Origin of the sequence: Streptomyces sp. HUAS 31, from assembly GCF_028198125.1 — a bacterium.
In the GTDB taxonomy this organism is placed as follows: Bacteria; Actinomycetota; Actinomycetes; order Streptomycetales; family Streptomycetaceae; genus Streptomyces; species Streptomyces chartreusis.
Genome location: NZ_CP116353.1, coordinates 8,868,787 through 8,891,740, shown reverse-complemented (window position 1 = coordinate 8,891,740; position 22,954 = coordinate 8,868,787). Strand labels below are relative to the sequence as shown.

23 protein-coding genes are annotated in these 22,954 nt (G+C 71.4%); 7 read left to right on the top strand and 16 right to left on the bottom strand.

Annotated elements, in window-relative coordinates:
• Position 1 precedes the first annotated feature (1 nt).
• From PGH47_RS38675 to PGH47_RS38640, 8 genes are all read right to left on the bottom strand, one after another.
• Positions 2 to 322, bottom strand: coding sequence for an antibiotic biosynthesis monooxygenase family protein (locus PGH47_RS38675; RefSeq protein ID WP_271667333.1), 321 nt, complete (start codon positions 320 to 322; stop codon positions 2 to 4).
• Entirely contained in the window at positions 319 to 588 is a 270-nt protein-coding gene (locus PGH47_RS38670) for a hypothetical protein (protein ID WP_271667332.1), read from the bottom strand. The genes PGH47_RS38675 and PGH47_RS38670 overlap by 4 nt, the downstream gene beginning before the upstream one ends.
• Complete coding sequence (locus tag PGH47_RS38665) at positions 585 to 1,517, bottom strand: NAD-dependent epimerase/dehydratase family protein (protein ID WP_271667331.1); 933 nt, start codon at positions 1,515 to 1,517, stop codon at positions 585 to 587. The genes PGH47_RS38670 and PGH47_RS38665 overlap by 4 nt, the downstream gene beginning before the upstream one ends.
• Complete coding sequence (locus tag PGH47_RS38660) at positions 1,514 to 2,572, bottom strand: glucose-1-phosphate thymidylyltransferase (protein WP_271667330.1); 1,059 nt, start codon at positions 2,570 to 2,572, stop codon at positions 1,514 to 1,516. Before PGH47_RS38660 ends, PGH47_RS38665 begins: the two co-directional genes overlap by 4 nt.
• Positions 2,573 to 2,776: 204 nt before the next feature.
• On the bottom strand, positions 2,777 to 3,925 hold the full coding sequence (locus tag PGH47_RS38655) for a nucleotide disphospho-sugar-binding domain-containing protein (protein ID WP_271667329.1): 1,149 nt from the start codon (positions 3,923 to 3,925) through the stop codon (positions 2,777 to 2,779).
• Between the two features lie 70 nt (positions 3,926 to 3,995).
• Entirely contained in the window at positions 3,996 to 4,253 is a 258-nt protein-coding gene (locus tag PGH47_RS38650; RefSeq protein ID WP_107906488.1) for an acyl carrier protein, read from the bottom strand.
• A gap of 65 nt (positions 4,254 to 4,318) precedes the next feature.
• Positions 4,319 to 5,545, bottom strand: coding sequence for a ketosynthase chain-length factor (locus PGH47_RS38645; protein WP_271667328.1), 1,227 nt, complete (start codon positions 5,543 to 5,545; stop codon positions 4,319 to 4,321).
• Positions 5,542 to 6,810, bottom strand: coding sequence for a beta-ketoacyl-[acyl-carrier-protein] synthase family protein (locus PGH47_RS38640; RefSeq protein WP_271667327.1), 1,269 nt, complete (start codon positions 6,808 to 6,810; stop codon positions 5,542 to 5,544). Before PGH47_RS38640 ends, PGH47_RS38645 begins: the two co-directional genes overlap by 4 nt.
• A gap of 411 nt (positions 6,811 to 7,221) precedes the next feature.
• Here PGH47_RS38640 and PGH47_RS38635 point away from each other — a divergent pair, with 411 nt between their 5' ends.
• Entirely contained in the window at positions 7,222 to 7,959 is a 738-nt protein-coding gene (locus PGH47_RS38635) for an AfsR/SARP family transcriptional regulator (protein ID WP_333938187.1), read from the top strand.
• An 80-nt stretch (positions 7,960 to 8,039) separates the two neighbouring features.
• Here PGH47_RS38635 and PGH47_RS38630 read toward each other — a convergent pair whose 3' ends face one another.
• The gene (locus PGH47_RS38630) at positions 8,040 to 8,531 is read right to left on the bottom strand and encodes a GtrA family protein (RefSeq protein WP_271667325.1); all 492 of its coding nucleotides are present in this window, start codon (positions 8,529 to 8,531) and stop codon (positions 8,040 to 8,042) included.
• Positions 8,515 to 8,952: a nuclear transport factor 2 family protein gene (locus PGH47_RS38625; RefSeq protein ID WP_271667324.1), complete on the bottom strand. Its 438-nt coding sequence runs from the start codon at positions 8,950 to 8,952 to the stop codon at positions 8,515 to 8,517. The genes PGH47_RS38630 and PGH47_RS38625 overlap by 17 nt, the downstream gene beginning before the upstream one ends.
• A gap of 210 nt (positions 8,953 to 9,162) precedes the next feature.
• On the opposite strand from PGH47_RS38625, the gene PGH47_RS38620 reads away from it, so the two are divergent.
• The 6 genes from PGH47_RS38620 (at position 9,163) to PGH47_RS38595 (ending at position 15,043) form a co-directional block, all read left to right on the top strand.
• Complete coding sequence (locus PGH47_RS38620; protein WP_271667323.1) at positions 9,163 to 9,948, top strand: SDR family NAD(P)-dependent oxidoreductase; 786 nt, start codon at positions 9,163 to 9,165, stop codon at positions 9,946 to 9,948.
• A 19-nt stretch (positions 9,949 to 9,967) separates the two neighbouring features.
• On the top strand, positions 9,968 to 10,936 hold the full coding sequence (locus tag PGH47_RS38615) for an aromatase/cyclase (protein ID WP_271667322.1): 969 nt from the start codon (positions 9,968 to 9,970) through the stop codon (positions 10,934 to 10,936).
• The gene (locus PGH47_RS38610) at positions 10,927 to 11,694 is read left to right on the top strand and encodes a cyclase family protein (protein ID WP_271667321.1); all 768 of its coding nucleotides are present in this window, start codon (positions 10,927 to 10,929) and stop codon (positions 11,692 to 11,694) included. The genes PGH47_RS38615 and PGH47_RS38610 overlap by 10 nt, the downstream gene beginning before the upstream one ends.
• Before the next feature lie 41 nt (positions 11,695 to 11,735).
• Positions 11,736 to 12,857, top strand: a complete 1,122-nt coding sequence (locus PGH47_RS38605; RefSeq protein ID WP_271667320.1) for a glycosyltransferase family 2 protein — start codon at positions 11,736 to 11,738, stop codon at positions 12,855 to 12,857.
• A 5-nt stretch (positions 12,858 to 12,862) separates the two neighbouring features.
• Positions 12,863 to 13,636, top strand: coding sequence for a class I SAM-dependent methyltransferase (locus PGH47_RS38600; RefSeq protein ID WP_271667319.1), 774 nt, complete (start codon positions 12,863 to 12,865; stop codon positions 13,634 to 13,636).
• A 69-nt stretch (positions 13,637 to 13,705) separates the two neighbouring features.
• Complete coding sequence (locus tag PGH47_RS38595) at positions 13,706 to 15,043, top strand: hypothetical protein (RefSeq protein ID WP_271667318.1); 1,338 nt, start codon at positions 13,706 to 13,708, stop codon at positions 15,041 to 15,043.
• A 14-nt stretch (positions 15,044 to 15,057) separates the two neighbouring features.
• On the opposite strand, the gene PGH47_RS38590 is transcribed toward PGH47_RS38595, so the two are convergent.
• From PGH47_RS38590 to PGH47_RS38565, 6 genes are all read right to left on the bottom strand, one after another.
• A complete protein-coding gene (locus PGH47_RS38590) occupies positions 15,058 to 15,927 on the bottom strand; it encodes a universal stress protein (protein WP_271667317.1) in 870 nt (289 codons plus the stop codon).
• 707 nt (positions 15,928 to 16,634) lie between these two features.
• Entirely contained in the window at positions 16,635 to 17,708 is a 1,074-nt protein-coding gene (locus PGH47_RS38585) for a zinc-dependent alcohol dehydrogenase family protein (RefSeq protein WP_271667316.1), read from the bottom strand.
• Positions 17,709 to 17,904: 196 nt separating this feature from the next.
• Positions 17,905 to 18,405 carry a flavodoxin domain-containing protein gene (locus tag PGH47_RS38580; protein WP_271667315.1) on the bottom strand — a complete coding sequence of 167 codons (501 nt, stop codon included), beginning with the start codon at positions 18,403 to 18,405 and terminating at the stop codon, positions 17,905 to 17,907.
• A 159-nt stretch (positions 18,406 to 18,564) separates the two neighbouring features.
• On the bottom strand, positions 18,565 to 20,946 hold the full coding sequence (locus PGH47_RS38575) for a phosphoketolase family protein (RefSeq protein ID WP_271667314.1): 2,382 nt from the start codon (positions 20,944 to 20,946) through the stop codon (positions 18,565 to 18,567).
• Between the two features lie 114 nt (positions 20,947 to 21,060).
• Positions 21,061 to 21,918, bottom strand: coding sequence for a universal stress protein (locus PGH47_RS38570; RefSeq protein WP_443048630.1), 858 nt, complete (start codon positions 21,916 to 21,918; stop codon positions 21,061 to 21,063).
• Between the two features lie 32 nt (positions 21,919 to 21,950).
• Positions 21,951 to 22,868 (bottom strand): universal stress protein, encoded by a 918-nt coding sequence (locus tag PGH47_RS38565; RefSeq protein WP_271667312.1) that lies wholly within the window; start codon positions 22,866 to 22,868, stop codon positions 21,951 to 21,953.
• Positions 22,869 to 22,954: the final 86 nt, after the last annotated feature.

Sequence of the window (22,954 nt, the reverse complement as noted above, 5' to 3'; positions counted from 1 at the left end):
GTCAGCACCGCGATCGGATCGCGTCGGTCTCGGTGACCACGTCGTAGAACTGCGGCTCGCTGCACGCCAGTTCACGCAGCCGGCGCGCGTGGTCGTCGAACTCCGGCCCGCGCAGGGCCTCGCGCAGGGCGGCCGCCGTCTCCCATTCGGCCACGTTGGCGTAGGAGTGCGGGTCCTGCGTCGAGCGGACCAGGCGGTACCGGATGAACCCCGGCTGTCGCGCGAGGTGGGCCGCGGTCTCGGCGAAGGCGCGCTCGAACTCGAGCGGATCGCCGCTGACGGTGAACCGGTTGATGAAGACGAGCATCGGCTTCTCTCTCATGGTCGACGGCCTTCTGTCGGATCGATGCGCTCTCCCCGGCCGGTCCGCCGGGGGCCGGGCGCCTGGCACAGGGGGCGGGTGAGGATCTCGCGTACGAGTCCGGCCAGGGTGGTCAGTCCGTCGGCGGGGGCGTGGGCGGACCGGAAGTCGCCGAGATCCGGCGCGGGTGCCGCGTCGGACACGGTCTCCAGCGGCTGCGGCACGCCCGGCCAGGACCACGAGCGGCGTGTCGCCGCGCTCCGGTCGCCGCCCGCCGGGACGTTCACCGGGCCACCGCCGTACCGTTCAGCGCACGCCAGGTGCGTTCCAGGCCCACGGCGAGCGGTGTGCGCGCCCGCCAGCCGAGCCGCCGGTGTGCCCGGTCGACGTCGAGGAGGTTGGCGGGCTGGTCGAACCCCCTGCCGGGGCACAGCCGGACGGTCAGCTCCCGATCGGTCACCTCACGGATGACACCGAGCAGCCGGCCGAGCGTGGTCGCCTCCCCCGACCCGATGTTGACGACGTCGAACGGCAGGTCGGCCGCTTCCGGGCCCAGCCCGGCGAGCGCGGCCACCGCGTCACCGACGTAGAGGTAGTCCCGGGTCGTGTCCGGGTCGCCGTACAGCTCCAGCGGGCGTCCCTGCGCGACGGCGGCCAGCCAGTGGGCGACGACGCCGTACCCGCGGCGCAGCGCGTGCCCCGGGCCGTACACGTTGGTCATCCGCACGACCATCCCCGGCACCAGCGGCGAGCGGGAGAGCAGCTCCCGCTCCAGGGCGAGCTTGGCCCTCGCGTACGCCGACTTGGGCAGGGCCTCCGCGTCCTCGGTGCACGGCCTGCCGTCGCCGGACTCACTGACGGTCAGGCCGGTGCTGGCCAGCACGACCAGCGGCGGGTTCTCGACGGTCGCGAGCGCGTCCAGCGTCCGCACGAACGTCTCGTGGTCGGCTGCCACCCGCTCGGGGTGGGTCTCGGCGAGGCCCGGGGTCACGCTCGTCGCGAGGTAATGGACGACGCCGGCGGCGCGCAGCGCCGGGGCGGGTGTTCCGTCGGGCCGGACCAGCGGGGGTGTGTCGCGCGTGGCGGCGACGGCCTCGGCTCCGCTCGCGCGCAGGCGCTCGCACAGCGCCCGGCCCATGAGCCCGCCCGCACCGACCACCAGGGCGGGCCGTCGCGCGGGCGCTGCCCGGTCCGGCTCCTTTCCCGGTCCGCTCATGAGGCGATCACCACACTGCTGTCGTCACCGAGGAACACCTCGGCCCCGGCCCCGCCGCCCCGGACGCTGGCCGAGCGGCCCACGACCGAGCCCGACAGCCCGCTCACGCCGTGGACGGTGGCGTCCTCCAGCAGGATCGAGTCGGCTATCTCGGCCTCCGTGATGCGGCAGCCGGGGCCGACGGCGGTGTGCGGACCCAGCTTGCTGTCCCGCACCACCGCGCCGGCCGCCACCAGTACGGGGCCGACGAGTTCGGATCCGCTGACGGTGGCGTTCTCCGCCACGACCACCGGACCGCGGATGGTGGACTCCTCGTCCACCTGTCCGGTGATGTCGGTGGTCAGCCGTTCCAGCAGGACACGGTTGCAGGCGAGCAGATCGGTGAGGCGCCCGGCGTCCTTCCAGTAGCCCGGGCACTCGTGACCGACCACGCGCCGGCCGGTGTCGACGAGCCACTGGATCGCTTCGGTGATCTCCAGCTCGCCGCGGGCGCTGGGCCTGATCGCCCGCACCGCCCGGTGGATCGCCGGTGAGAAGACGTAGGCGCCGACGACGGCGAGATCGCCGACGTAGGTCTCGGGCTTCTCCACCAGTCGCTGGATGCGTCCGGCGTCGTCGACCACGGCGACGCCGTACTCCGACGGGTCGTCGACCTTCCCCAGCAGAAGCATCGCGTCGGCCCGGTTCGACCGGAACTCCGAGACGAGTTGACCGACGCCTTCCAGTACGACGTTGTCGCCGAGGCACATGAGGAAGTCGTCGGATCCGAGGAATTCCCGGGCGATCAGCACGCAATGGGCCAGTCCATCCGGTCGTTCCTGTTCGATGTAGGTGATGCGCAGACCCATGTCGCGGCCGTCACCCAGAATTCTCCGGAACTGGTCGCCGCGGTCTCCCACGACGATTCCGACCTCGGTGATCCCGGCCTCGCGAATGACGTCGAGGCTGTACCGGACCACGGGTTCACCGCCGACCGGTATCAGTTGTTTCGCGGTGGTGTGGCTCAACGGGCGCAGCCGGATACCCATTCCCCCGGCGAGAACCAATGCCTTCACAGCTTGCCCCTATCGACTGTCGGGTAGCGTGATACGCGTTTTCCGCGCTATTCGGCTCACGCACCTCATACTCATCGGGGCCACTTGAACTTGTCTCGGACACGGGTGGAAGGCCAGAACCGGGGACAGCGCGTCGGAAGCAGGGAATGAATGGACGGCTGTGCCGGGTATTCCCGGTCGTACGGAAATACCCGGCACGGACGGTCACTTCCGATGGGCGCCGGCCAACTGCTCGGCAAGGCACGCGACTTCGTCGAGGCCGGGCGCGGCGGTGTTCTCAGCCCGCAGCGCGCGGGCGCCCTCGGCGTATCCCGGCTCGGTGCGGACCCGGCGCAGGGCCTCGGCCACGGCGGCGGGGGTGATGTCCTCACGACGTACGACCGCCGCCGCCCCCGCCGCCGCGAGACGGTCGGCGGTGGCGTGCTGATCGCCCATGTGGGGCAGGGCGACCTGGGGCAGTCCGAACGCCAGGGCGGTCAGCGCGGTGCCGATGCCGCCGTGGTGCACGACCGCCGTGCAGTGGGTGAACAGAAGACCGAGCGGCAGCCAGGCGGCCGCCCGCACGCCCGGGGGAAGCGCGCCGAGTTCGTCGGCGAAGCGGTCCGGTACGGCGATGACCGTCTCCACGTCGTCGCCGGAGAGTTCCTCCCCCAGCTCCTTGAGGACCTTCACGCCGTGGATCATCGGCACGACGCTGCCGAGCGTCACGCAGACCCGGGGACGGTCGGGCTCCTCCAGCAGCCAGGGCGGTGTGACGCCTGCCCCGCTGTAGGGCACGAACCGCATCCGCTGCGCCGGTCGGGCTCCCGGCCTCTGGAGGCTCTCCGGGCAGATGTCGACCCGTAGTTCGGCCTTCGCCGGCGCGGGCAGGCCGAGGCGGGCGAGGGTGGGGGCCATCTGGTCCGCGGCGATCTCCTCCGTCTCCGGCGGTAGTTCGAGCCCCCAGTTGTGCCGGAGCAGTGGAACTCCGCGGTGGGCCGCGGCGACCGCCCCGGAGTGCTCGGTCGGCTCCGACACGACGAGGTCGGGAGCCCAGCGTCCGGCGACGGCGACGGTGCCCTCGACGGTCAGCTCCGACAGTCGGCCGAAGCCTCGGCCGATGTGCTCCACGGAGGCGTCCCGGGCCCCCTCGCGCTGCGACGGGTGCGGTCCCTCTCCCGAGTCCATCGCGGCGCGCAGGTCGATCGGCGGTACCGAGGCCACCGCGGGGAGACCGGACCGGCCGGCCTCGGCGATGAACTGCTCGGGCATGGTGACCAGGACTTGGTGCCCCCGGGCACGCAACGCCCATGCGAAGGGGACGAGTGGGAAGAAGTGCCCCGGGCTCGGGGCGGTGGTGACCAGGATGCGCATACGTCTCTCCATGGGTGGTCGGGTGCCGTCGACCGGCCCCGGCCCGGCTGCCGGGGCCGGTCCTACTTCGTCAGGCGGCGTCGGCGAGGGCGTTGTTGACCAGGTCCAGCAGGGCCCGGGGGGTCCGGACCTGCCCGACGGCCTCGTCCTCGAAGCTGATGCCGTAGTCGCGCTCCAGCCGGGCCGCGGTCTCCAGCAGCGCGATCGAGTCGTATCCGAGGAGCCCGAACTCGATGTCGCGGATGTCCTCGTCCGGTGCGACGCCGTCCGCCGCGCCGGCGCACTCCGTCATGATCGTCCGGAGTTGTTCCAGGGTCAGTTCACTCATGCGTTGATCACCTCGCCGTTCGGTTGTGGGGTGTTCCGATCGGTGCGCCGGTGCCGCCGCGCGCGTCAGTCGCGGGCGTGGGGAGCGCGGACGACCATCGCGGCGTTGAAGCCGCCGTGCCCGCGTGCGAGCACCAGCGCGACACGCAAGGGGGCGGGCCTCGGCCGTACGACCAGGTCGATCGCGTACTCGGGGGCCGGCCGCCCCACGTTGACGGTCGGCGGGACGACACCCTCGTTCAGCGAGAGCAGGGCCGCGGCCAGGTCCAGGGCGGCGCCGCCCGAGTAGAGCCGTCCGGTCATCGTCTTGGGGGCGGTGACCGGGACGCCGCCCGGCCCGAAGACGTCGTTGATCGCCTCGGCCTCCACCCGGTCCAGGTCGGGCAGTCCTGCGGCGTCGGCGAAGAGGACGTCCACGTCGGACGGGTCGAGCCCGGCGTCGCCGAGCGCGATCTCGATGGCGTCCCTGAGCCGCGGCGGCCGCCCGCTGTCCGGGTGCGGGTCGAACGTCGCGCCGTAGCCCGCGATCTCGCCGTACGGCGCATCCGGGCGGCGCCGAGCGGCGGCACCCGCCTCCTCCAGCACGAGGATCGCGCCGCCCTCGCCGGGGACGTAGCCACGCGCCGCGGCGCTGAAGGGCAGATACGCCGAGAGCGGGTCGTCGCCGGTGCTGAGCCGGCCGGTGCTGAGCTGCGCGACCCAGCCCCAGGGGCACAGGCTTCCGTCCACGCCGCCGGAGACGACCAGCGCGAGCCCGTCGCGCACCAGCCGGCGGGCCTGCGCCACGGCGTCCAGCCCGCCCGCCTGGTCGCTCACCAGGACGCCGCTCGGGCCGCGCATGCCGTTCCGGATGGAGATCTGGCCGGTGTTGACGGCGTAGAACCAGGCGAAGGACTGGTACGAGCTGACGTACCGGCTGCCCTTGCTCCACAGCTTCTCCAGCTCCCGCTGTCCGAACTCGAAGCCTCCGGAGGAACTGGCCGTCACCACCCCCATCGAGAACTCCGCGAGCCGCTCCGGGTCGGCCTGGGCGTCCGCCAGGGCCCAGTCGGCCGCGACCAGCGCCATCCTGGTCATGTGGTCCGTCTGCGGCAGCAGCCGGCCCGGCAGATGCTCGGCCGGTTCAAAGCCGGGTACCTCGCCGGCGAGCCGGGCGGGGTAGCCCTGTGCGTCGAACCTCTTCAGCGGGGCGATCCCGCTGCGGCCGCGCAGTGTCGCCTCCCAATAGGCACGTGTGCCGAGCCCGTTGGGTGCGGCGACGCCGAGCCCGGTGACCACGACCCTGGCACTCATCGGGCGGCGGCTTCCGGAGCGGCGAGCACCATCGCGCTCTGGAATCCGCCGAATCCGCTGCCCACCGTCAGCACGGCGTCGGTCCGCTGCTCGCGCGCGGTCTTGGGAACGTAGTCGAGGTCGCAGTCGGGGTCGGGTTCCTCCAGGTTGGCCGTGGGCGGGATGACGTCGTGCTCGATGGCCAGCGCGCACGCCGCGATCTCGATGGCCCCGATGGCGCCCAGCGAGTGCCCGATCATCGACTTGATGGAGCTGACGGGGACGTCGAAGGCGTGCGCGCCGAGGCTGCGCTTGACCGCCGCCGTCTCGTGCCGGTCGTTCTGCCTGGTGCCGGAGCCGTGCGCGTTGACGTAGTCGATGTCGTCGGGCCGCAACCGCGCCTGTCCGAGTGCCGCGGTGATCGCCTCCGCCATCTCCCGGCCGTCCGGCCGCAGACCGGTCATGTGATAGGCGTTCGACCGGGACGCGAACCCCCGGATCGTGGCGTACACATGGGCGCCTCGGCGCCGTGCGTCCTGAAGCGGCTCCAGGACGAAGAACGCGCTCCCCTCGCCGAGGACGAAGCCGTCCCGGCTGCGGTCGAAGGGCCGGGAGGCGTGCTCCGGGTCGTCGTTGCGTGCCGTGGTGGCCTTGATGGCGTCGAAGCAGGCGACGGTGATCGGGGAGATCGGCGCGTCGGTGGCACCGGCCACGGCGACCTTCGCGGCTCCTTCCCGCAGCAGCCCGCACGCATGGCCGATCGCGTCGAGCCCGGAGGTGCATCCCGTCGAGACGACCGACACGGGTCCCTCGGCCGCCACGGCCCAGGCCACTTCGGCGGCCAGCGAGCTCGGGACGAAGTAGCCGTACAGGTGCGGAACGGCGTAGGTGTGGTCGACGAGCCACTGCCGGCCGCCGTCGCTGACGGTCGAGTACTCCTGTTCCAGGCCCGTGGTGCAGCCGACGGCGCTGCCCACCGTGACGGACACGTCCGCCGGATCCAACCCGCCGCCACCCAGGCCGCTGTCGGCGAGGGCCTCGCGGGCGGCCGCGACGCCCAGTTGCGCGGCGCGGTCCATCCTCCTCAGTTCCTTGGGCGTGAAGCCCTCGGCGCGCGCGTCGAAATCGCACTCGGCCGCGACGCGGGACCGGAACGGGGAGGGGTCGAAGAAAGATATCGCGCGTGTTGCGGTACGACCGGACGTCAGGAGTTCCCAGAACGCATTGGTGCCGATTCCCCCTGGCGCCCGGACTCCGATTCCGGTTATCGCCACACAGTAGTCCATGGAAATCCTCTCGAGCCGACAAGTGCGGCCCATTGGAAAAGGGCGGACTGCGAGACACTCGCAGCTCAGGCGCACGCCATCCCGATCATTCGAATCATGCGGACCGAGCATGCACAGCAGCTGCTCGAAATGTGCTCGAAGGGGCCTTGACCGATCGGCCGAATCGCGGGGATACCAGTACTGAAGCGCAAAAGTCGCCGGCTGCTTGCCGTCTGCACTGATCAGACGGCCGCTGACCGGAACCGAACACTCTCCTGACGAAGTTGACCATCCTGACCGGGTCCGCGTATTTAAAACCACCGGACCGCGGCGTAAGAATACCGGCGGAGAAACTATTTTCCGCACCGTGCACCTGGAGTCGGCTTGGAGATACGAATACTCGGCCCCATATCCATCGAACCGATCGGGACGGTGAGCACTCGACTCGCCCCCAAGCCACGCAAGATCCTGGCTCTGCTGCTCCTCAACGCGAACAAGATCGTATCGACTGCTTCACTCATGACCGAGCTCTGGGGCGAGACCCCGCCCAAGAGCGCGACCACGACCTTGCAGACCTATGTCCTGCACCTGCGCAAGGCACTTGGCGCCCTATGGGAAATCGATCTGCCTGACATAGCCAAGAACGTGCTCACCACACACACCAACGGCTACATGCTCAGCATCTCGCCCGGGACGGTCGACCTGCATGTGTACAACAAGCTGGTGGCCGACGGCCGGCGTGCCCTGGAGGAAGGGCAGATCGAGCGCGGGGCCGCCCGCTTCGGCGAGGCGCTGGCCCTGTGGAGCGGTACCCCGCTCGCCGACGTGCCCATCGGTCCGCTGCTGGAGGCGGAGGTGATGCGTCTGGAGGAGGACCGGCTCGGCATCCTGGAGGACCGGATCAGCGCCGACCTCCGGCTCGGCCGGCACCATCAACTGCTCGGCGAACTGACCTCGTTGGTCGCGCAGCATCCCTTTCACGAGGGGCTGCACGAGAAGCTGATGGTGGCGCTGCACCGGTCCGGCCGGCGGCACCAGGCCCTGGACGTCTATCAGCGTCTGCGCTCGTCGCTCGTGGACGAGCTCGGCATCGATCCGTCGCCCAGGCTCCAGCGTCTGCACCAGTCCGTCCTCGCCTCCGACCCGAGGCTGGACAACGCGGCGGCCTGAGAACCGCTCCGGGGCCCGGGCGTTCGAGGGAGATCCCCCCGACCGCCCGGGCCCCGGGTTCCGCGTTCCGCGTTCCACAGTCAGCCGGGCCTGCGCGCACCCGCACGGACCGGCCGCTCCCGCGGGAGGAACACCCACTTCTTGTAGCTGAGGAAGCGGACCAGCGAGGCCACGGCAACCCCGACGAGCAGCGCCACGTGGTACGACACCGGGTCGTCCCGGTCCAGTACCCGCACGGCGAGGGCGATGGCGAGGAGTTGGATCAGCAGGCCGACGCCGTTCAGGACGAAGAAGACGGCGTACTCCTGCACGAGGTTGCTCCGCCTGCGGTGCCGGAAGGTCCACCAGCGGTTCCCGGCGAACGAGAGGGTCGTCGCGAGCAGTGTGGCGATCGCGTTCGAGGTGAGCGGGCCCACCTTCAGGCCGACGTGGAGCACGCTGGTGCCGGCTATCGCCACCGTGGAGTTGACGACTCCCATCACCCCGAAGCGGGCGAGTTCACCGACGAGCGGCGCGTGCCGTCGGCCTGCCGGCGGGCCCTGTACGGCGCCGCCGTCAGGAGGCGATGTCATCGCGCGCGACGACGCGGTGCCGCACACGCAGGCCGCCGTCGTCCACCAGGACGTCGTCACACGTGGTCGACATGAGCACCTTCGGTGCGCCGCCGATCTCCGTCTCGATGATCAACGCGTAGCTCCCCACTAGCACCGTGCCGTCTGCCGCGGGCTCCACGGCGGACATGCCGATCCAGTGCCGCCGGATCCGACCGGCCTCGCTCAGCTCGGCGGACGTGAGACGCGCCGCTGCGGCGATGGCCGTGCGCCCGCGCGTGGGCTCGCTGCGCCCGTTGGCCGCGAAGACGGCGTCCTCGGTGAACGTGTCCGCCCATGCCTCGGCCTCCCCCGAATCGAGGAGCCGCATCTGTGCGGCGTAGAACTGCTCGACTCGGGCGCGCAGTTCGCCGATGGTTTCCGGCACCACGGTCTCGGTCATTCGGGCCTCTCCTCGACTCGGGACGTCTGGCTTTCCCTGCGCAGCCTTCCCGCCCCTGCTCGAACACGCCTCGATGACGAGTGGAACGCGCCGTCGGCAATGACCCCACTCAATTCCCTCCGCCTCGTTTCGACCCGTCCTCGAGGCCCTGTTGGAAAAGTTCGACCGACCCGAACCCCAGACCTGCCCGCGGGCACAGGAGGATGGCAGATGACCGAGGACGCCTCGCGTACCGCGCTGATAACCGGCGCCACCAGTGGAATAGGGATTTCGGCCGCGCGTGCACTGGCGGCTCGTGGGATGCGAGTCTTCATCTGCTCCCGGAACGCCGACGACGTCGCGCGAACGGTGAAGGAACTGCGCAACCTCGGGGCGCGGGCCGACGGGGCCCAGGCCGACGTACGTGACCGCGAGGACATCGAGGCCCTGGTGAGCAGGGCGGTCGCGGCGTTCGGCGGGGTCGACGTGCTGGTCAACAACGCCGGTCGCAGCGGCGGCGGGGTCACGGCCCGGATCACCGACGAGCTGTGGTCCGACGTGATCGAGACGAACCTCACCAGCGTGTTCCGGCTGACCCGTGAGGTGCTGGTCAACGCCGGAATGCTGGAACGGGGGTGGGGCCGCGTCATCAACATCGCGTCCACCGGCGGAAAGCAGGGCGTGGTGCTGGGCGCCCCCTATTCGGCCTCGAAGCACGGTGTCGTGGGATTCACCAAGGCCCTGGGACTGGAACTCGCCAAGACCGGTGTGACGGTGAACGCGGTGTGCCCCGGATATGTCGAGACACCGATGGCCGAACGCGTACGGCAGGGATACGCGGCGGCATGGGAGACGACCGAGGCCGAAGTCCTCGAACGATTCGAGAGCCGTATTCCCCTGGGCCGCTACACGACCCCTGACGAGGTCGCCGGAATCGTCGGATATCTGGTGACCGATTCCGCCGCGCCCATCACGGCGCAGGCCATCAACGTGTGCGGCGGGCTCGGCAACTACTGATCCGGAAAGGGGCGACACCATGACGGCACCGACCATGCGTTCCACCGAGCACTCGATCACCGTGGCGGCTCCGGCCCGGCGCGTGTACGACATCGTGGCCCGCGCCGCCGACTGGCCGCACCACTTCACACCCACCCTGCACGTCGAGGTCCTGGAGTCCGGCGGCTCCGAGGAACGCCTGCGCATCTGGGCCATCGCCAACGGCGAGGTGAAGTGCTGGACGTCCCACCGCGTCCTGGACCCGAGCGCGCTGAGCGTGCGCTTCCGTCAGGAGGTCCCCGCTCCCCCGGTGGCCTTCATGAGCGGCGAGTGGCGTATGACGCCCCTCGACGCGCACACCACCCGCGTGACGTTCCTGCACGAGTACGGTGCCGTCGACGACGATCCGCAGTCGCTGCGGTGGATCGACCGGGCCGTCGACAGCAACAGCACCGAGGAGCTGGCCCGGCTCGGGAGCGCCGCCGAACTGGCCGGCCGTATCGACGAACTCCTGCTCTCCTTCGAGGACTCGGTCGAGATCGCCGCACCCGCCGGGGCCGTCCACGACTTCCTCCGCGACGCGGGCGAGTGGCCGCGGCGCATCCCGCACGTGGACCGGCTGGAGCTGACCGAGGACGCCGGGGTGCAGCACATGGACATGGACACCCGTACCGCCGACGGCTCGGTGCACACGACCTCCTCGGTGCGGATCTGCCTTCCCCCCGACCGGATCGTCTACAAACAGGTCGTCACCCCGCTGCTGATGACCGCCCACACCGGCTCCTGGCACATCACGGCAGGCCCGGAGCGCACCCTGGCCACGTCCCGCCACACGGTGCTGCTGGCCCCGGACCGGGTGCGCGAGGTGCTGGGCCCGGACGCCACCCTCGCCACCGCGCGGGACTTCGTCCGCCGGGCCCTCGGCCGCAACAGCACGGTGACGCTCGAGCATGCCAAGGCGTACGCCGAGGCCCTCGAAGCCGGCGCCGAGGAGGGCTCATGCGCCTGATCGACCTGTCCTCCCCGGTCGACGCCACGTCATGGGAGCCGGACCCGATCGAGCACTCGGTCATGACTCCGGCGCAGGGGGCCCGGCACCTGGTCGCGGAGATGGAGCAGCACTTCGGGCTGTCCCTGGACCCCGACGACCTGCCGGACGGCGAGTTCCTCAACAACGACACGCTGACCCTGACGACCCACGTCGGCACCCATGTCGACGCCCCGACCCACTACGGCTCGACGGCGGCGTACGGGCAGCCCAAGACCATCGACCAGGTACCGCTGGAGTGGTTCTACCGTCCGGGCGTGGTGCTGGACCTCACGGCGGCCGGCGTGGGCAGCGTCGACGCCCGCTTCATCGCCGCCGAGCTCGACCGCGTCGGGCACGAGGTGCGGCCGTACGACATCGTGCTGCTGCGCACGGGGGCCGAGGAATGGAGCGGTACCCAGCGCTACTTCACTGACTTCACCGGGCTGGACGGGTCGGCCGTGCACTACCTCCTCGACCTGGGGGTCCGGGTCATCGGCACGGACGCGTTCAGCCTCGACGCCCCGTTCACCCACATCATGGAGCGCTACGCCGACACCGGGGACCGGACTCTGCTGTGGCCGGCGCACTTCGCGGGCCGGGAGCGGGAGTACTGCCAGATCGAGCGGCTGGCCAACCTCGGCGCCCTGCCCTCCTCCGGCTTCTCGGTCGTCTGCTTCCCGGTGCGGATCGCCCGCGCCGGAGCGGGCTGGGCACGCGCTGTCGCGGTCCTCGATTGAGCCGGCCCGAGCACTCGACGACGGCGCGGGAGAGGAGCCGTATGCGCACCGACGCCGAAACGCCCCAGACGCACGACACGCCCGACCTGTATCGCGCGCTCGCCCTGGGTGACTACGTGCTGGGCCGGACCCCCCTGCACATCGCCGCCCGGACCGCCGGATTCTCCGCCGACGAGATGCTGCACCTGGTGCGCTCACGCGTCGACGTCCCGGCCGACCCGGCACCCGGCCCTCCCGGAGCCCGGGAGCCGCTGCTGTCGGTGGTCGTCCCGGTCTTCAACAACGCGACCACCCTGCGTGAACTGCACCGCCGGCTGCGCGGGGCGCTCACCCCGATCGGCACCTTCGAGATCCTGTTCGTCGACGACGGCAGCAGCGACGGCTCGTCCGACCTCATCGGCGAACTGCACCGCGAGGACCCGTCGGTCCGGCTGCTCCGGCTGTCGCGCAACTTCGGCCAGCAGGCGGCCCTGAGCGCCGGGCTGGACGTCGCCCGCGGCTCGGCGGTCGTCATGCTGGACGCCGATCTCCAGGACCCGCCCGAGCTGATCGGCGACCTCGTCGAACGCTGGCGGGCGGGCCACGAGGTCGTCTACATGGTCCGCAGGAACCGCAAGGAAGGGCCGCTCAAGCGCCTTGCGTACGCAGTCTTCTACCGGGTCTTCCGGTACCTCGCGGACATCGAAGTGCCGCTGTCCAGCGGGGACTTCGCGCTCCTGGACCGCAGGGTGGTGGCAGTGCTGCGCTCGATGCCGGAGCGCAGCAGGTTCCTGCGCGGGCTGCGCAGTTGGTCGGGGTTCCGGCAGGCCGCCGTCGAGTACGACCGCGCCCGGCGGCCGTCCGGCGAGTCCCAGTACACCTTGCGCCGGCTGGCCAAGCTGGCGGCGGACGGACTGCTCGGGTTCTCCAGCGTCCCGCTGCGGCTGGTGTCCACGCTCGGCCTCGCGACCGCCGCCGCCGGAGCGGTGATGGTGGTCCTCGTGCTGCTGGCCCGGCTCAGCGCCCTGTCGTTGCCGGTGGGCTGGGCCTCCACGATCTCCGTGGTCCTCCTCGTCGGCGGAGCCCAGCTCACCACCATCGGCATGGTCGGCGCCTACATCGCGCGGATCTACCACGAGGTCAAGAAGCGTCCTCTGTACATCGTCATGGAACGGCTGGGGTGACGGTCATGGACACCTCCATGTACCACGCGTTCGCCGCGGTGGAGAGCCGGCACTGGTGGTTCCAGGGGCGTCGGCGGATCGTCGCCGCGCTGCTGCGGGACCAGCTGAGGGACGTCAGGCGAGCGAAGCCCGGTGGTCTGGACATCCTCGACGTCGGGTCGGGGACGGGCGAAATGGTCGAGATGCTGCGTGAGTTCGGGAGCGTCACCGCGCTCGACAGTTCCCCGCACGCCATCGACTACCTGCGGCAGAGACTGCCCGAGGGTGTGTCGGCCCGGCACGGCAGCATCCCCGAGGATCTGCCCCGCGGCGAGCTGTTCGACCTGGTGACCGCCTTCGACGTGGTCGAGCACCTCACCGACGACCTGGCGGCACTGCGTGCGTTCCGCCAAGTACTGCCCACGGGTGGCCGGATGGCGCTCACCGTCCCCGCCTACCAGATGCTGTGGAGCCACCACGACGTCTACGCCGGGCACGTCAGGCGCTACCGCCGTGCCCAGCTGCGGGATCTCGTGCAGCGGGCCGGCGGCTTCCAGGTCGAACGCCTCGCCTACTTCAACTCGCTGCTGTTCCTGCCGGCCCTCGCGGCCAGGTCGGCGGGCCGCTGGCGGCGCCGGGTGTCGCCCCGCGTGGCCGAGCGCGTCGATCCGCATCTGGCCCTGCCCTCCCCACCGGTGAACCGGCTCCTGCTCGGGGTCTTCGCCTCCGAGGCCCGGCTGCTGTCACACGTCGACCCGCCGTTCGGCGTCTCGCTCGTCGCTCTGTGCCGCGCCTCCTGAGCGGTCCCGGTTCACCGGCCCCTGCGTCCCCTCCCCGAATCGAGTCAATACATGACGTCCAGTCAGGAAATGGCAGCGCACACGGACCGGGCGGTGAAGCCGTCGCCGTCCGTCGCGGACCGGTGGACGCGGCACCGCTCCTCGCTCCTCGTCGTCGCCACGATCGCCGTCGTCGCCGTGATCGCCCGGTTCGCCTTCCTGGACCACAGGTCCGAGGACTACGTGGACTTCTACCGGCGCTGGTATCAGTTCATCGAGGACAACGGGGGCTACCGCGCGCTGCGGCACCAGTTCTCCAACTACAACGTGCCCTACCTGTATCTGCTCGCGACGACCGTGTGGCTGAAGATCCCCTCGCTGGTCGCGGTGAAGCTGATCCCGATCGCCTTCGACGTGCTGCTCGGCTGGTACGTGTACCGGATCACCGGGCTCAGGTACCCGACCGGCCGGCTCCCGCTCGCGGCGGCGCTCGTGGTCGTACTGCTTCCGACGGTCGTACTGAACAGCTCCATGTGGGGTCAGTGCGACTCCGGTTACGCCGCCCTGGCGATCGGCGGGCTGTACCACCTCATGCGGGGCCGGTCGTGGACGGCGTGCGCCCTGTTCGGCGCGGCGTTCGCCTTCAAGCTCCAGGCCGTCTTCCTGTTCCCGGTCCTGCTGCTGATGGTGCTGCGCCGCAAGCTGCCCTGGCAGTGCCTGCTCGCCGTTCCCGGCATGTATCTGCTGCTCGACGCCCCGGCGCTGCTGCTGGGCGCCGAGCCGGGGAAGCTGCTCACCGTCTACCTCGACCAGGCCTCGCTGCTGCACGGCGAGTTCATCGTGACGGCGCCCAACGCCTTCCAGTACCTCGACTCGACGCCACAGGCCCTTCAGACCCTGGGGATCGTGCTGACCGGGGTGTCGGTGCTCGGACTCGTCGGCGCGGCAGTGCTGCGCCGGCCTGACCTGACGCACCTGCAGCTGGTGCTGGCGGCCACGGTGTCGGCGCTGCTCGTGCCGTTCCTGCTGCCCAACATGCACGAGCGGTACTTCTACCTCGCCGACGTGCTCACGGTGATCGCGGCGTTCTGGCTGCCCCGCAAGCTCTGGTTCGCACCGTTGCTCACACAGTTCGCCTCCCTGTTCGCCTACATCCCGTTCCTGCTGCTGCCGTACCGGCTGCGCGACCTCACCGGGAATCCGGACGTGGTGGGCGGGTCCGGCTTCGCCGAGCCGGCCCCGGAGGCCGGCTGGCTGGCGTCTGCGATACGTAGCGGCCCCAGCCCGCGGGAGGTGCTCGCCAAGCTCTTCGAACCGGTGATCAGCTATCAACTGCTCGCCACGGCGGTACTGATCGCCCTGATCGGAACGATCGCCGTGGCCGCCGGTGGGTTCCGGCGGCCACGACCGGACGTGCCGGGCGCCTGACGGGCCAGGGACATTCACGTCATCTGCGGCACGATCGCCACCGGGCAGTGCGCGTGGTGCAACAGGGTGTGGCCGGCACGGCCGAGTTGCAGGCCGAAGTGCCCGTGCCGGTGGCGCGCTCCGATGACGACGAGGTCGGCGTCGGCCGAGCGATCCACGAGGATCCGGCGGGCCGGGCCCTCTACGGTGGTCCGGCGTACCCGGACGCCGGGGCGTTCGGCCATGGCCTCGTCCAGCAGTTCGTCGAGCTGGGCCGCCGCTCGTTCCTCGGGCTCGTGCGCGGCGTCCTCGGTGAACACGGCCGCGCCCTCCGGTGCGGGCCGGCGCCAGGCGCGTACGGCGTCCACTGCGCAGCCGCGTTCCTCGGCCTCGCGCAGGGCGAAGCGCACGGCCTGCACGCCGGTGGCCAGGTCACCGGCACCGAACAGGATCTGCTCGTGCAGGCCGACCAGTCCTGTCTCGTCGCCCCGGACCACGATCACCGGGCAGTGCGCGCGGGCGGCGACGCCCAGGCTCACCGATCCGAGGAGCAGTCCCTTGAGCTCGCCGCGGCCGCGCTCGCCCGTCACCAGGGCGAAGGCGTTGTTGCCTTCGTGCAGGAGGGCGTCGACCGGGTCCGCGGGGACGATGCCGGTCGTCACCGGCACCTGCGGCCGGCGCAGTGCGGCGCGTTCGGCGGCCGACGCCACGATGTGCTCGGCCAGCACGCGCTCGGAGGGGCGTTCACGTCCGGTCGACGGTACGGCGCCCTCGTAGCGCTCCCAGAGGGAGGCGTACACCAGCCGCAGCGGACGGTCACCGCGGGCGGCTTCGTCCACCGCCCAGTCGACGGCCGGCAGGCTCGCGTCCGATCCGTCGACGCCAACGACCAGGGGGAGTGTCATCGTCCTCACCACCTCTTGCTCCGATCCCAGCGTCGCACCCGACGGAGGCGGCCAGGAGAGGCGGACGGGGCACAGGGGAAGGACGTTCGGCCCAACCAGGCGGTCCCGGTGGCGGGGCACCCCGGACTGCTCCTGGGGTTGCCGCCCCAGACCCCGCAGTCGGCCTTGACGGCCTCGTCCTCAAACGCTGGACGGGCTGGGAGGGGACGGTGCCGGGGGAGCGGCCCTGACGATCTGCTCCTCGGCGATCACGACGGTGTGGAAGGCGGAGAGCCGCTTTCCGTCGGGTCCGATCACCCCGACAGGCCGAACGGTCCGGAACTCCTCGTCACCGGCACCGCCCCGCGCCGGACCAGCGCTGCGACGGTCCGAATCCGCACCGCCGCGCGCCGCGGGCCCGTAGACCCGTCGGGCGGCGAGGGCCGGAACCTGGCCGATATGACGCGCCTGGGCCGTCCGGACCGTGATCGGGGCCCATCGGCCCTGGCACCCGGCGGTGACACGAGAGATGGTGGAAGGAGGAGCGGCACCGATCCCCCGCGGTGTCGCTCCGTGGCTGTGCACACCGCACCGAAACTGCGCATCGCCGACCTCGTCCATGAGCAACGCACCCCGACGGAAGCCCGTCATGCTCACCGCGGAGGACTGCTCGGGCGCCGCCTGAACCCCCACCGGCGGCGCCCGGCGTCCTGACCCGCACCCGGCTGTCAGGCGCTGCTCACGGGGACGACCTCCTGGTGCCGCTCCTCCCCCAGCACGACCTTCAGGGCGCCGGTGTCGCCGGCGCGGCCGAAGACGTCGTACGCCTCCTCCATGAGGTCCAGCGGGAAGGTGTGGGTGACCAGCTCGGAGGTGGGCAGCCGGCCCGCGGCCGTCATCCGCAGCAGGGTCGGGGTGGAGTACGTGTCGACCAGGCCGGTCGTGATGGTGATGTTCTTGATCCACAGGTCTTCGAGGTGCAGGGTCGCGGGGGCGCCGTGCACGCCGACGTTGGCGACGTGCCCACCGGGCCGGACCATCCTGGTGCACAGCTCGAAGGTCTCCGGCACGCCGACCGCCTCGATGACGACGTCCGCACCGAGCCCGTCGGTGAGGTCGGTGACCAGCTGTTCCGGAGCCTCCCGGGCGTCGGCCACCGCGTCGGCGCCGAGCTGCCGGGCGGCCTCCAGACGGGCGGGTGCCAGGTCGACGGCGACGATCCGCTCGGGGGAGAACAGCCGGGCCGTGGCGACGGCCGCCAGTCCGATGGGGCCCGCGCCGACCACGACCACGGTGTCGCCGGGCCGGACGTTTCCGTTGAGTACGCCCACCTCGTAGGAGGTCGGCAGGATGTCGGCCAGCAGGACCGCGTCCTTGCTGTCCATGGCCCCCGGCAGCGGGTGCACGGACAGATCGGCGTACGGCACCCGGACGTACTCGGCCTGCGTGCCGTCGATCAGATGGCCGAGGATCCAGCCGCCACCGCCCCGGCACTGGCCGTACGCCCCCTGACGGCAGTAGGAGCAGCGCCCGCACGAGGTGATGCAGGAGACCAGGACCCGGTCCCCCGGCCGCACCGTGCGCACGTCGCTGCCGACCTCGACGACCTCGCCGACCGCCTCGTGGCCGAGGACAGTGCCTGGCTGTACCTCGGGCACGTCGCCCTTGAGGATGTGCAGGTCCGTGCCGCAGATGGTGACCGCTCCGACGCGCACGATCGCGTCGGTGGGCTCCTTGATGGCCGGGTCCGGGACCTCTTCCCAGGCGGACTCTCCGGCGCCGTGGAACACGTAGCCTTTCATGACGCTCCTCACCCCACTCGACGTGTCGCGGAGCGCGGGCCCGGCGGTGGGGTCCCGCAGGCGGTTCGCGCCGGCCGGCACCCCGGTGCCGGAATTGCCCCGCACGTCCAGCTTGGCGCGGATGCCCGGACCCCGCTTGGGCCGGACGGGACCCTCGCGGGGCCGGACGGGGTGCCCTTCGTACGGCGCCCTTTCGCTACGCCTCGTTCCTCAGCTCGGCGGCCACCCGCTCCGCCCACGCCTCGATCGCGGTGAAGTCCCGGAAGTCCCCGCCCTTGCCGGAGCGCAGAATCATTCCGGCGACCCAGCCCTTGGCGCCTTCCTCCAGGCAGCCGCCGAACGTGACGTGGTCCCTGGCGTCCAGCCGTGCCATGGTCTTCTTCACCCCTGGCACGGGCGGGATGTCCCGCTCGGAGGCCGTGGCGTCGAGGGGTCCGCTGCTGAAGAGCCAGAGCGGGCGCTCGGTCAGCGCCCGGCCGTGTCGCCGCACGAAGCGGCGGGCGTCCTTGTGCCAGCGTCCGGCGTACAGTCCGCCGCCGATCACGACGGCGTCGTACGGGGCCACACTGGGCACGGACCGGGCGGGCAGCGTGTCCACCGCCAGCCCGTCCTTGCGCAGGGCGTCGGCGACGGCTTCGGCGATCCGCGCGGTCGATCCATTGGTCGTTCCGTAGGCAACCAGCACCTTGTCGGTCATGACGGTTCGCCTCCTCCACTCCCACCGTGCGACACCCGACCGCCCGATCCCATGGGCTGCCCGGGACCGACCCGGGGGCCGTTCGGCCCCGGAACGCGCCTGCGCGACGGGCCTGGGCGAAGAGGACCGGCGATCGGCGGCGCCGGTCCCCTCCGGGGTTCAGGTGCTCCAGGTCCAGTCGGCGATCTCCGGCAGGTCGGTGCCGTGTTCGCGGATCCAGTCGTGGTGGCGGGTGCGGGCGTCGGCCATCTCCTGGCGTACGGCGGCGGCGCGCACGGCGAGGCCGGGGACGCGGTCGATGACGTCCATGACCAGGCGGAAACGGTCGAGGTCGTTGCGGACGACCATGTCGAAGGGTGTGGTCGTGGTGCCGGACTCCTTGTAGCCGCGCACATGCAGGTTCTTGTGGCCGGTGCGGCGGTAGGCGAGGCGGTGGATCAGCCACGGGTAGCCGTGGTAGGCGAAGATCACCGGCCTGTCGGCGGTGAACAGGCCGTCGTACTCGAAGTCGGTCATGCCGTGCGGGTGTTCCTCGCGCGGCATGAGCCGGGCCATGTCGACGACGTTGACCACGCGGACCGCGAGCTGCGGCAGGTGCCGGCGCAGCAGTTGCGCGGCGGCCAGCACCTCCTGTGTGGGCACGTCACCGGCGCAGGCGAGCACCACGTCCGGTTCGTCGCCGTTCTCCGTGCCGGCCCAGTCCCAGATGCCGGCGCCGCGGGCGCAGTGGGCGCGGGCGGCGTCCATGGACAGCCAGTCGAAGCAGGGCTGCTTGCCGGCGACGATCACATTGACGTAGTCGCGGCTGCGCAGGGCGTGGTCGGCGACGGAGAGCAGGGTGTTGGCGTCCGGCGGCAGATACACCCGGACGACCTCGGGGCTCTTGTTGAGGACGTGGTCGACGAACCCGGGGTCCTGGTGGGAGAAGCCGTTGTGGTCCTGCCGCCACACGTGCGAGGTCAGCAGATAGTTGAGGGAGGCGATGGGCGCGCGCCAGGGCAGCCGCCGGGCCGTCCTGAGCCACTTGATGTGCTGGTTGACCATGGAGTCGACGATGTGGACGAATGCCTCGTAGCAGGAGAACAGTCCGTGCCGTCCGGTGAGGAGGTAGCCCTCCAGCCAGCCCTGGCAGGTGTGTTCGGACAGGATCTCCAGCACGCGGCCGTGCCGGTCGAGGTGTTCGTCGACCGGCAGGGTCTGAGCCTGCCACGCCTTGCCGCTCGCGTCGTAGAGCGCCTGGAGCCGGTTGGACGCGGTCTCGTCGGGGCCGACGACCCGGAAGTCCCGGCGCGTGCGGGTGTCCTTCATGACCTGCCGCAGCAGGTCTCCGAGGACCCGGGTCGGTTCGTGCATGGTCGTGCCGGGCTTGTCGACCGGTACGGCGAAGGAGTCGAGGGATGCGATGGGCAGGTCGCGGACGAGGAGCCCGCCGTTGGCGTGCGCGGTGGCGCCCAGGCGGCGGGAGCCGTCGGGGACGCACGCGAGGACGTCGGCGACGGGCCGGCCGTCCGGGCCGAAGAGTTCCTCGGGCCGGTAGGAGCGCAGCCACGCCTCCAACTGCCGCAGGTGTTCCGGGTTCTCGCGCACGCCGGCGAGCGGGACCTGATGGGCGCGCCAGGTGCCCTCCACGGGCAGGCCGTCGACCTCGGCGGGGCCGGTCCAGCCCTTCGGTGTGCGCAGCACGATCATCGGCCAGTGCACACGCCCGGCGACACCGCCCTCGCGGGCCGACCTCTGCATCAGGGCGATCCGGTCCAGCGCCTCGTCGAGGGCGCGGGCCAGCGCGCGGTGGACGGCGGCGGGGTCGTCACCGGTGACGTGGAGCGGGTCGTGGCCGTAGCCGCGCAGCAGTTGGTCGAGTTCGGCCGCGGGCAGCCGGGACAGCACGGTCGGGTTGGCGATCTTGTAGCCGTTGAGGTGCAGGATCGGCAGGACGGCGCCGTCGTGCACCGGGTCGAGGAACTTGTTGGAGTGCCAGGAGGCGGCCAGTGGGCCGGTCTCGGCCTCGCCGTCGCCGATCACACATGCGACGAGCAGGTCCGGGTTGTCGAAGGCGGCGCCGTAGGCGTGGGCGAGGGAGTACCCGAGCTCGCCGCCCTCGTGGATGGATCCCGGGACCTCCGGGGCGACATGGCTCGGCACGCCGCCCGGGAAGGAGAACTGCCGGAACAGCCGCTCCATCCCCTCGCCGTCCCGCGGCACGTCCGGGTAGATCTCGCTGTAACTGCCGTCCAGCCAGGACCCGGCGAGCACGGACGGCCCGCCGTGCCCCGGCCCCCATACGCACAGCGTGTCGAGCCCGCGCGCCCCGATCACCCGGTTGAGGTGGGTGTACACGAGGTTCAGGCCCGGTGAGGTGCCCCAGTGGCCGAGCAGCCGCGGCTTGATGTGCTCCGGCTTCAGCGGCTCGGTCAGCAGAGGGTTGGAGAGCAGATAGATCTGGCCCGCGGCCAGGTAGTTGGCGGCCCGCCAGTGGGCGTCGAGTTCGCGCAGCTCGTCGGCGGAGAGTTCGGTGGCGTCCTGGTGCTCGGCCTTGGACATGAAGGCGACTCCGGAGTCGTCGGTACTTCGAACTGCCGTGATTTCAGGTTCAGTCGGTCGATGGGGATGGCCGGTCGGTCATCGGGGCCGTCCGGCCGGGTACCCCACCGCACGTCATGCGTCGTGCTCGGGGACGACCGCGACGGGGCAGACGGAGTGATGCAGCACCCCGTGCGCCACACGCCCCAGTTGGAGCCCGAAGTGCCGCGGACGGCGCCGGGCCCCGACTATGAGCAGGTCGGCGTCGCGGGAGGCGTCCGCCAGCACGGTCCGGGCGTGGCCCTCCACGACCCGCCGGTGCACCTCCACATCGGCGGGCACTCCCCGCAGGGCCTTCTCCAGGGCCTGCGCCGCCTCCTGCTCGTGCAGCCGGGCGGGTTCCCCGGCGAGCAGCGGGTGATCGGTGGTCTCACGCGCCGGGGAGCGCCAGGCCCGTACGGCCTCCACCGCCGCTCCGCGCAGCCGTGCCTCCTCGAAGGCGAACCGGACGGGCGCCCCTCCACCGACCCCCACGACTATCCGGCCGCCGGGCCGGACCGCGTTGTCGTGGCCGCCGCGCACGACGACCATCGGGCAGTGCGCGTGCCCGGCGACGGTCAGGGACACGGAGCCGAGCAGCGCCTCCGCCATGCCGCCGCGGCCACGGGTGCCCGTCACCAGCAGCGCGGCGGTGCGGCTCTCCCGCACCAGCGCGTACTCGGGTTCCTCGGGCAGGGAATCGGTCAGCACCTTCACGTCGGCCCGGCGGCGATGGGCGCGCCGGGCCGCGGCGGTCACGATGTCCTCGGCCCGCACCCGTTCGGACGGCCTGCCCAGTTCGTGGGCGAGGGCGTCGCCCTCGTACCGCTCCCACAGCGAGGCGTACACCAGCCGAAGCGGCAGGCCGCGCAGCGCGGCCTCGTCGGCCGCCCAGTCGACGGCCCGCAGGCTGGGCTCGGAGCCGTCGACACCGACGACGATCGGCAGGTCCATCGCGTTCATGTTTCAACTCCTCCGGATTTCCGTCAGTTGTGCGGTACGACGGCGACGGGGGCCATGGCGTGATGGAGCACGGCGTGCGTGACGGGGCCGATGTGGGCACCGAACGGGCTGCGGCGGATCCGGCGTCCGACGACGACCAGGGAGGCGTCCCGGGAGGCGTCGACGAGATGGCTGCCGGGGGTGCCGTAGTGGGATTCCTCGGTGACCTCGACCTCCGGGAACTTCTTGCGCCACGGGCGCATGACCTCGGTGAGGACCGTGGTCTCGCGCTGTGCGAGGGACGCGTGGAGTTCGAGGTCCGCGGACAGGCCGTAAGCGTAGTACGGGGGCGGGTTCCAGCCGTGTACGACCCGCAGGGTGGTGCCCCGGCGGGCAGCGGCGGCGAACGCGAACTCGATCAGCTCACGGTCGGGGCTGTCGATGTCGAGACCCAGGACGACGGGCCGGAACGCGGTCGCTGCGGACGGTATGCCGACGGGGTCGCTCTCGTGCTCGTCGGCGGCCTGTTCCTCGGCGCGGACCAGGACGACGGGCCGGTCGGCGTGGGCCACGACCGCGAGGCCGACCGAGCCGACGAGGAAGCCGGCGATGCCGCTGAGTCCGCGCGAGCCGAGGACGAGGAGTTCGGCGTCCTTGGCCTCGTCGGCCAGCACCTCGGCGGGCCGCCCGGGCAACTGCTCGACCGTCACGTCGAGTCCGGGGTGCCGCGCTCGGATGCCTTCGGCCACGTCCCGCGGCACTCTCTCGCTCCAGTGCTGCTGGGTCTCGACGCCGAGGAGCGGCGCCTGGGCCATGGGCTCCGGTACGGGCTCCCACACTTGGATCAGCTTCAGCGGCAGACCGAGCAACTGTGCTTCGCGAGCCGCCCACTCGGCCGCCGCGCGGCTCTCGCGCGAGCCGTCGAGCCCGGCGGTCACGCTGAGAGTGACGGTGCGGGTCATGGTTCCACCTCCTGAATCGGGGGTCCCGAGTCGGGGGTCCCGATACGAGCCTCGCCCCCGGACCGCGTGCCCGGCAGGGGCCGCAA

Bases quoted from the DNA above. Each gene is read 5' to 3' on its own strand.
- PGH47_RS38675 (WP_271667333.1), bottom strand. From the start codon at position 322: ATGAGAGAGAAGCCGATGCTCGTCTTCATCAACCGGTTCACCGTCAGC.
- PGH47_RS38665 (WP_271667331.1), bottom strand. From the start codon at position 1,517: ATGAGCGGACCGGGAAAGGAGCCGGACCGGGCAGCGCCCGCGCGACGG.
- PGH47_RS38655 (WP_271667329.1), bottom strand. From the start codon at position 3,925: ATGCGCATCCTGGTCACCACCGCCCCGAGCCCGGGGCACTTCTTCCCA.
- PGH47_RS38650 (WP_107906488.1), bottom strand. From the start codon at position 4,253: ATGAGTGAACTGACCCTGGAACAACTCCGGACGATCATGACGGAGTGC.
- PGH47_RS38645 (WP_271667328.1), bottom strand. From the start codon at position 5,545: ATGAGTGCCAGGGTCGTGGTCACCGGGCTCGGCGTCGCCGCACCCAAC.
- PGH47_RS38640 (WP_271667327.1), bottom strand. From the start codon at position 6,810: ATGGACTACTGTGTGGCGATAACCGGAATCGGAGTCCGGGCGCCAGGG.
- PGH47_RS38630 (WP_271667325.1), bottom strand. From the start codon at position 8,531: ATGACATCGCCTCCTGACGGCGGCGCCGTACAGGGCCCGCCGGCAGGC.
- PGH47_RS38625 (WP_271667324.1), bottom strand. From the start codon at position 8,952: ATGACCGAGACCGTGGTGCCGGAAACCATCGGCGAACTGCGCGCCCGA.
- PGH47_RS38620 (WP_271667323.1), top strand. From the start codon at position 9,163: ATGACCGAGGACGCCTCGCGTACCGCGCTGATAACCGGCGCCACCAGT.
- PGH47_RS38615 (WP_271667322.1), top strand. From the start codon at position 9,968: ATGACGGCACCGACCATGCGTTCCACCGAGCACTCGATCACCGTGGCG.
- PGH47_RS38610 (WP_271667321.1), top strand. From the start codon at position 10,927: ATGCGCCTGATCGACCTGTCCTCCCCGGTCGACGCCACGTCATGGGAG.
- PGH47_RS38605 (WP_271667320.1), top strand. From the start codon at position 11,736: ATGCGCACCGACGCCGAAACGCCCCAGACGCACGACACGCCCGACCTG.
- PGH47_RS38600 (WP_271667319.1), top strand. From the start codon at position 12,863: ATGGACACCTCCATGTACCACGCGTTCGCCGCGGTGGAGAGCCGGCAC.
- PGH47_RS38595 (WP_271667318.1), top strand. From the start codon at position 13,706: ATGGCAGCGCACACGGACCGGGCGGTGAAGCCGTCGCCGTCCGTCGCG.
- PGH47_RS38590 (WP_271667317.1), bottom strand. From the start codon at position 15,927: ATGACACTCCCCCTGGTCGTTGGCGTCGACGGATCGGACGCGAGCCTG.
- PGH47_RS38585 (WP_271667316.1), bottom strand. From the start codon at position 17,708: ATGAAAGGCTACGTGTTCCACGGCGCCGGAGAGTCCGCCTGGGAAGAG.
- PGH47_RS38580 (WP_271667315.1), bottom strand. From the start codon at position 18,405: ATGACCGACAAGGTGCTGGTTGCCTACGGAACGACCAATGGATCGACC.
- PGH47_RS38575 (WP_271667314.1), bottom strand. From the start codon at position 20,946: ATGTCCAAGGCCGAGCACCAGGACGCCACCGAACTCTCCGCCGACGAG.
- PGH47_RS38570 (WP_443048630.1), bottom strand. From the start codon at position 21,918: ATGGACCTGCCGATCGTCGTCGGTGTCGACGGCTCCGAGCCCAGCCTG.
- PGH47_RS38565 (WP_271667312.1), bottom strand. From the start codon at position 22,868: ATGACCCGCACCGTCACTCTCAGCGTGACCGCCGGGCTCGACGGCTCG.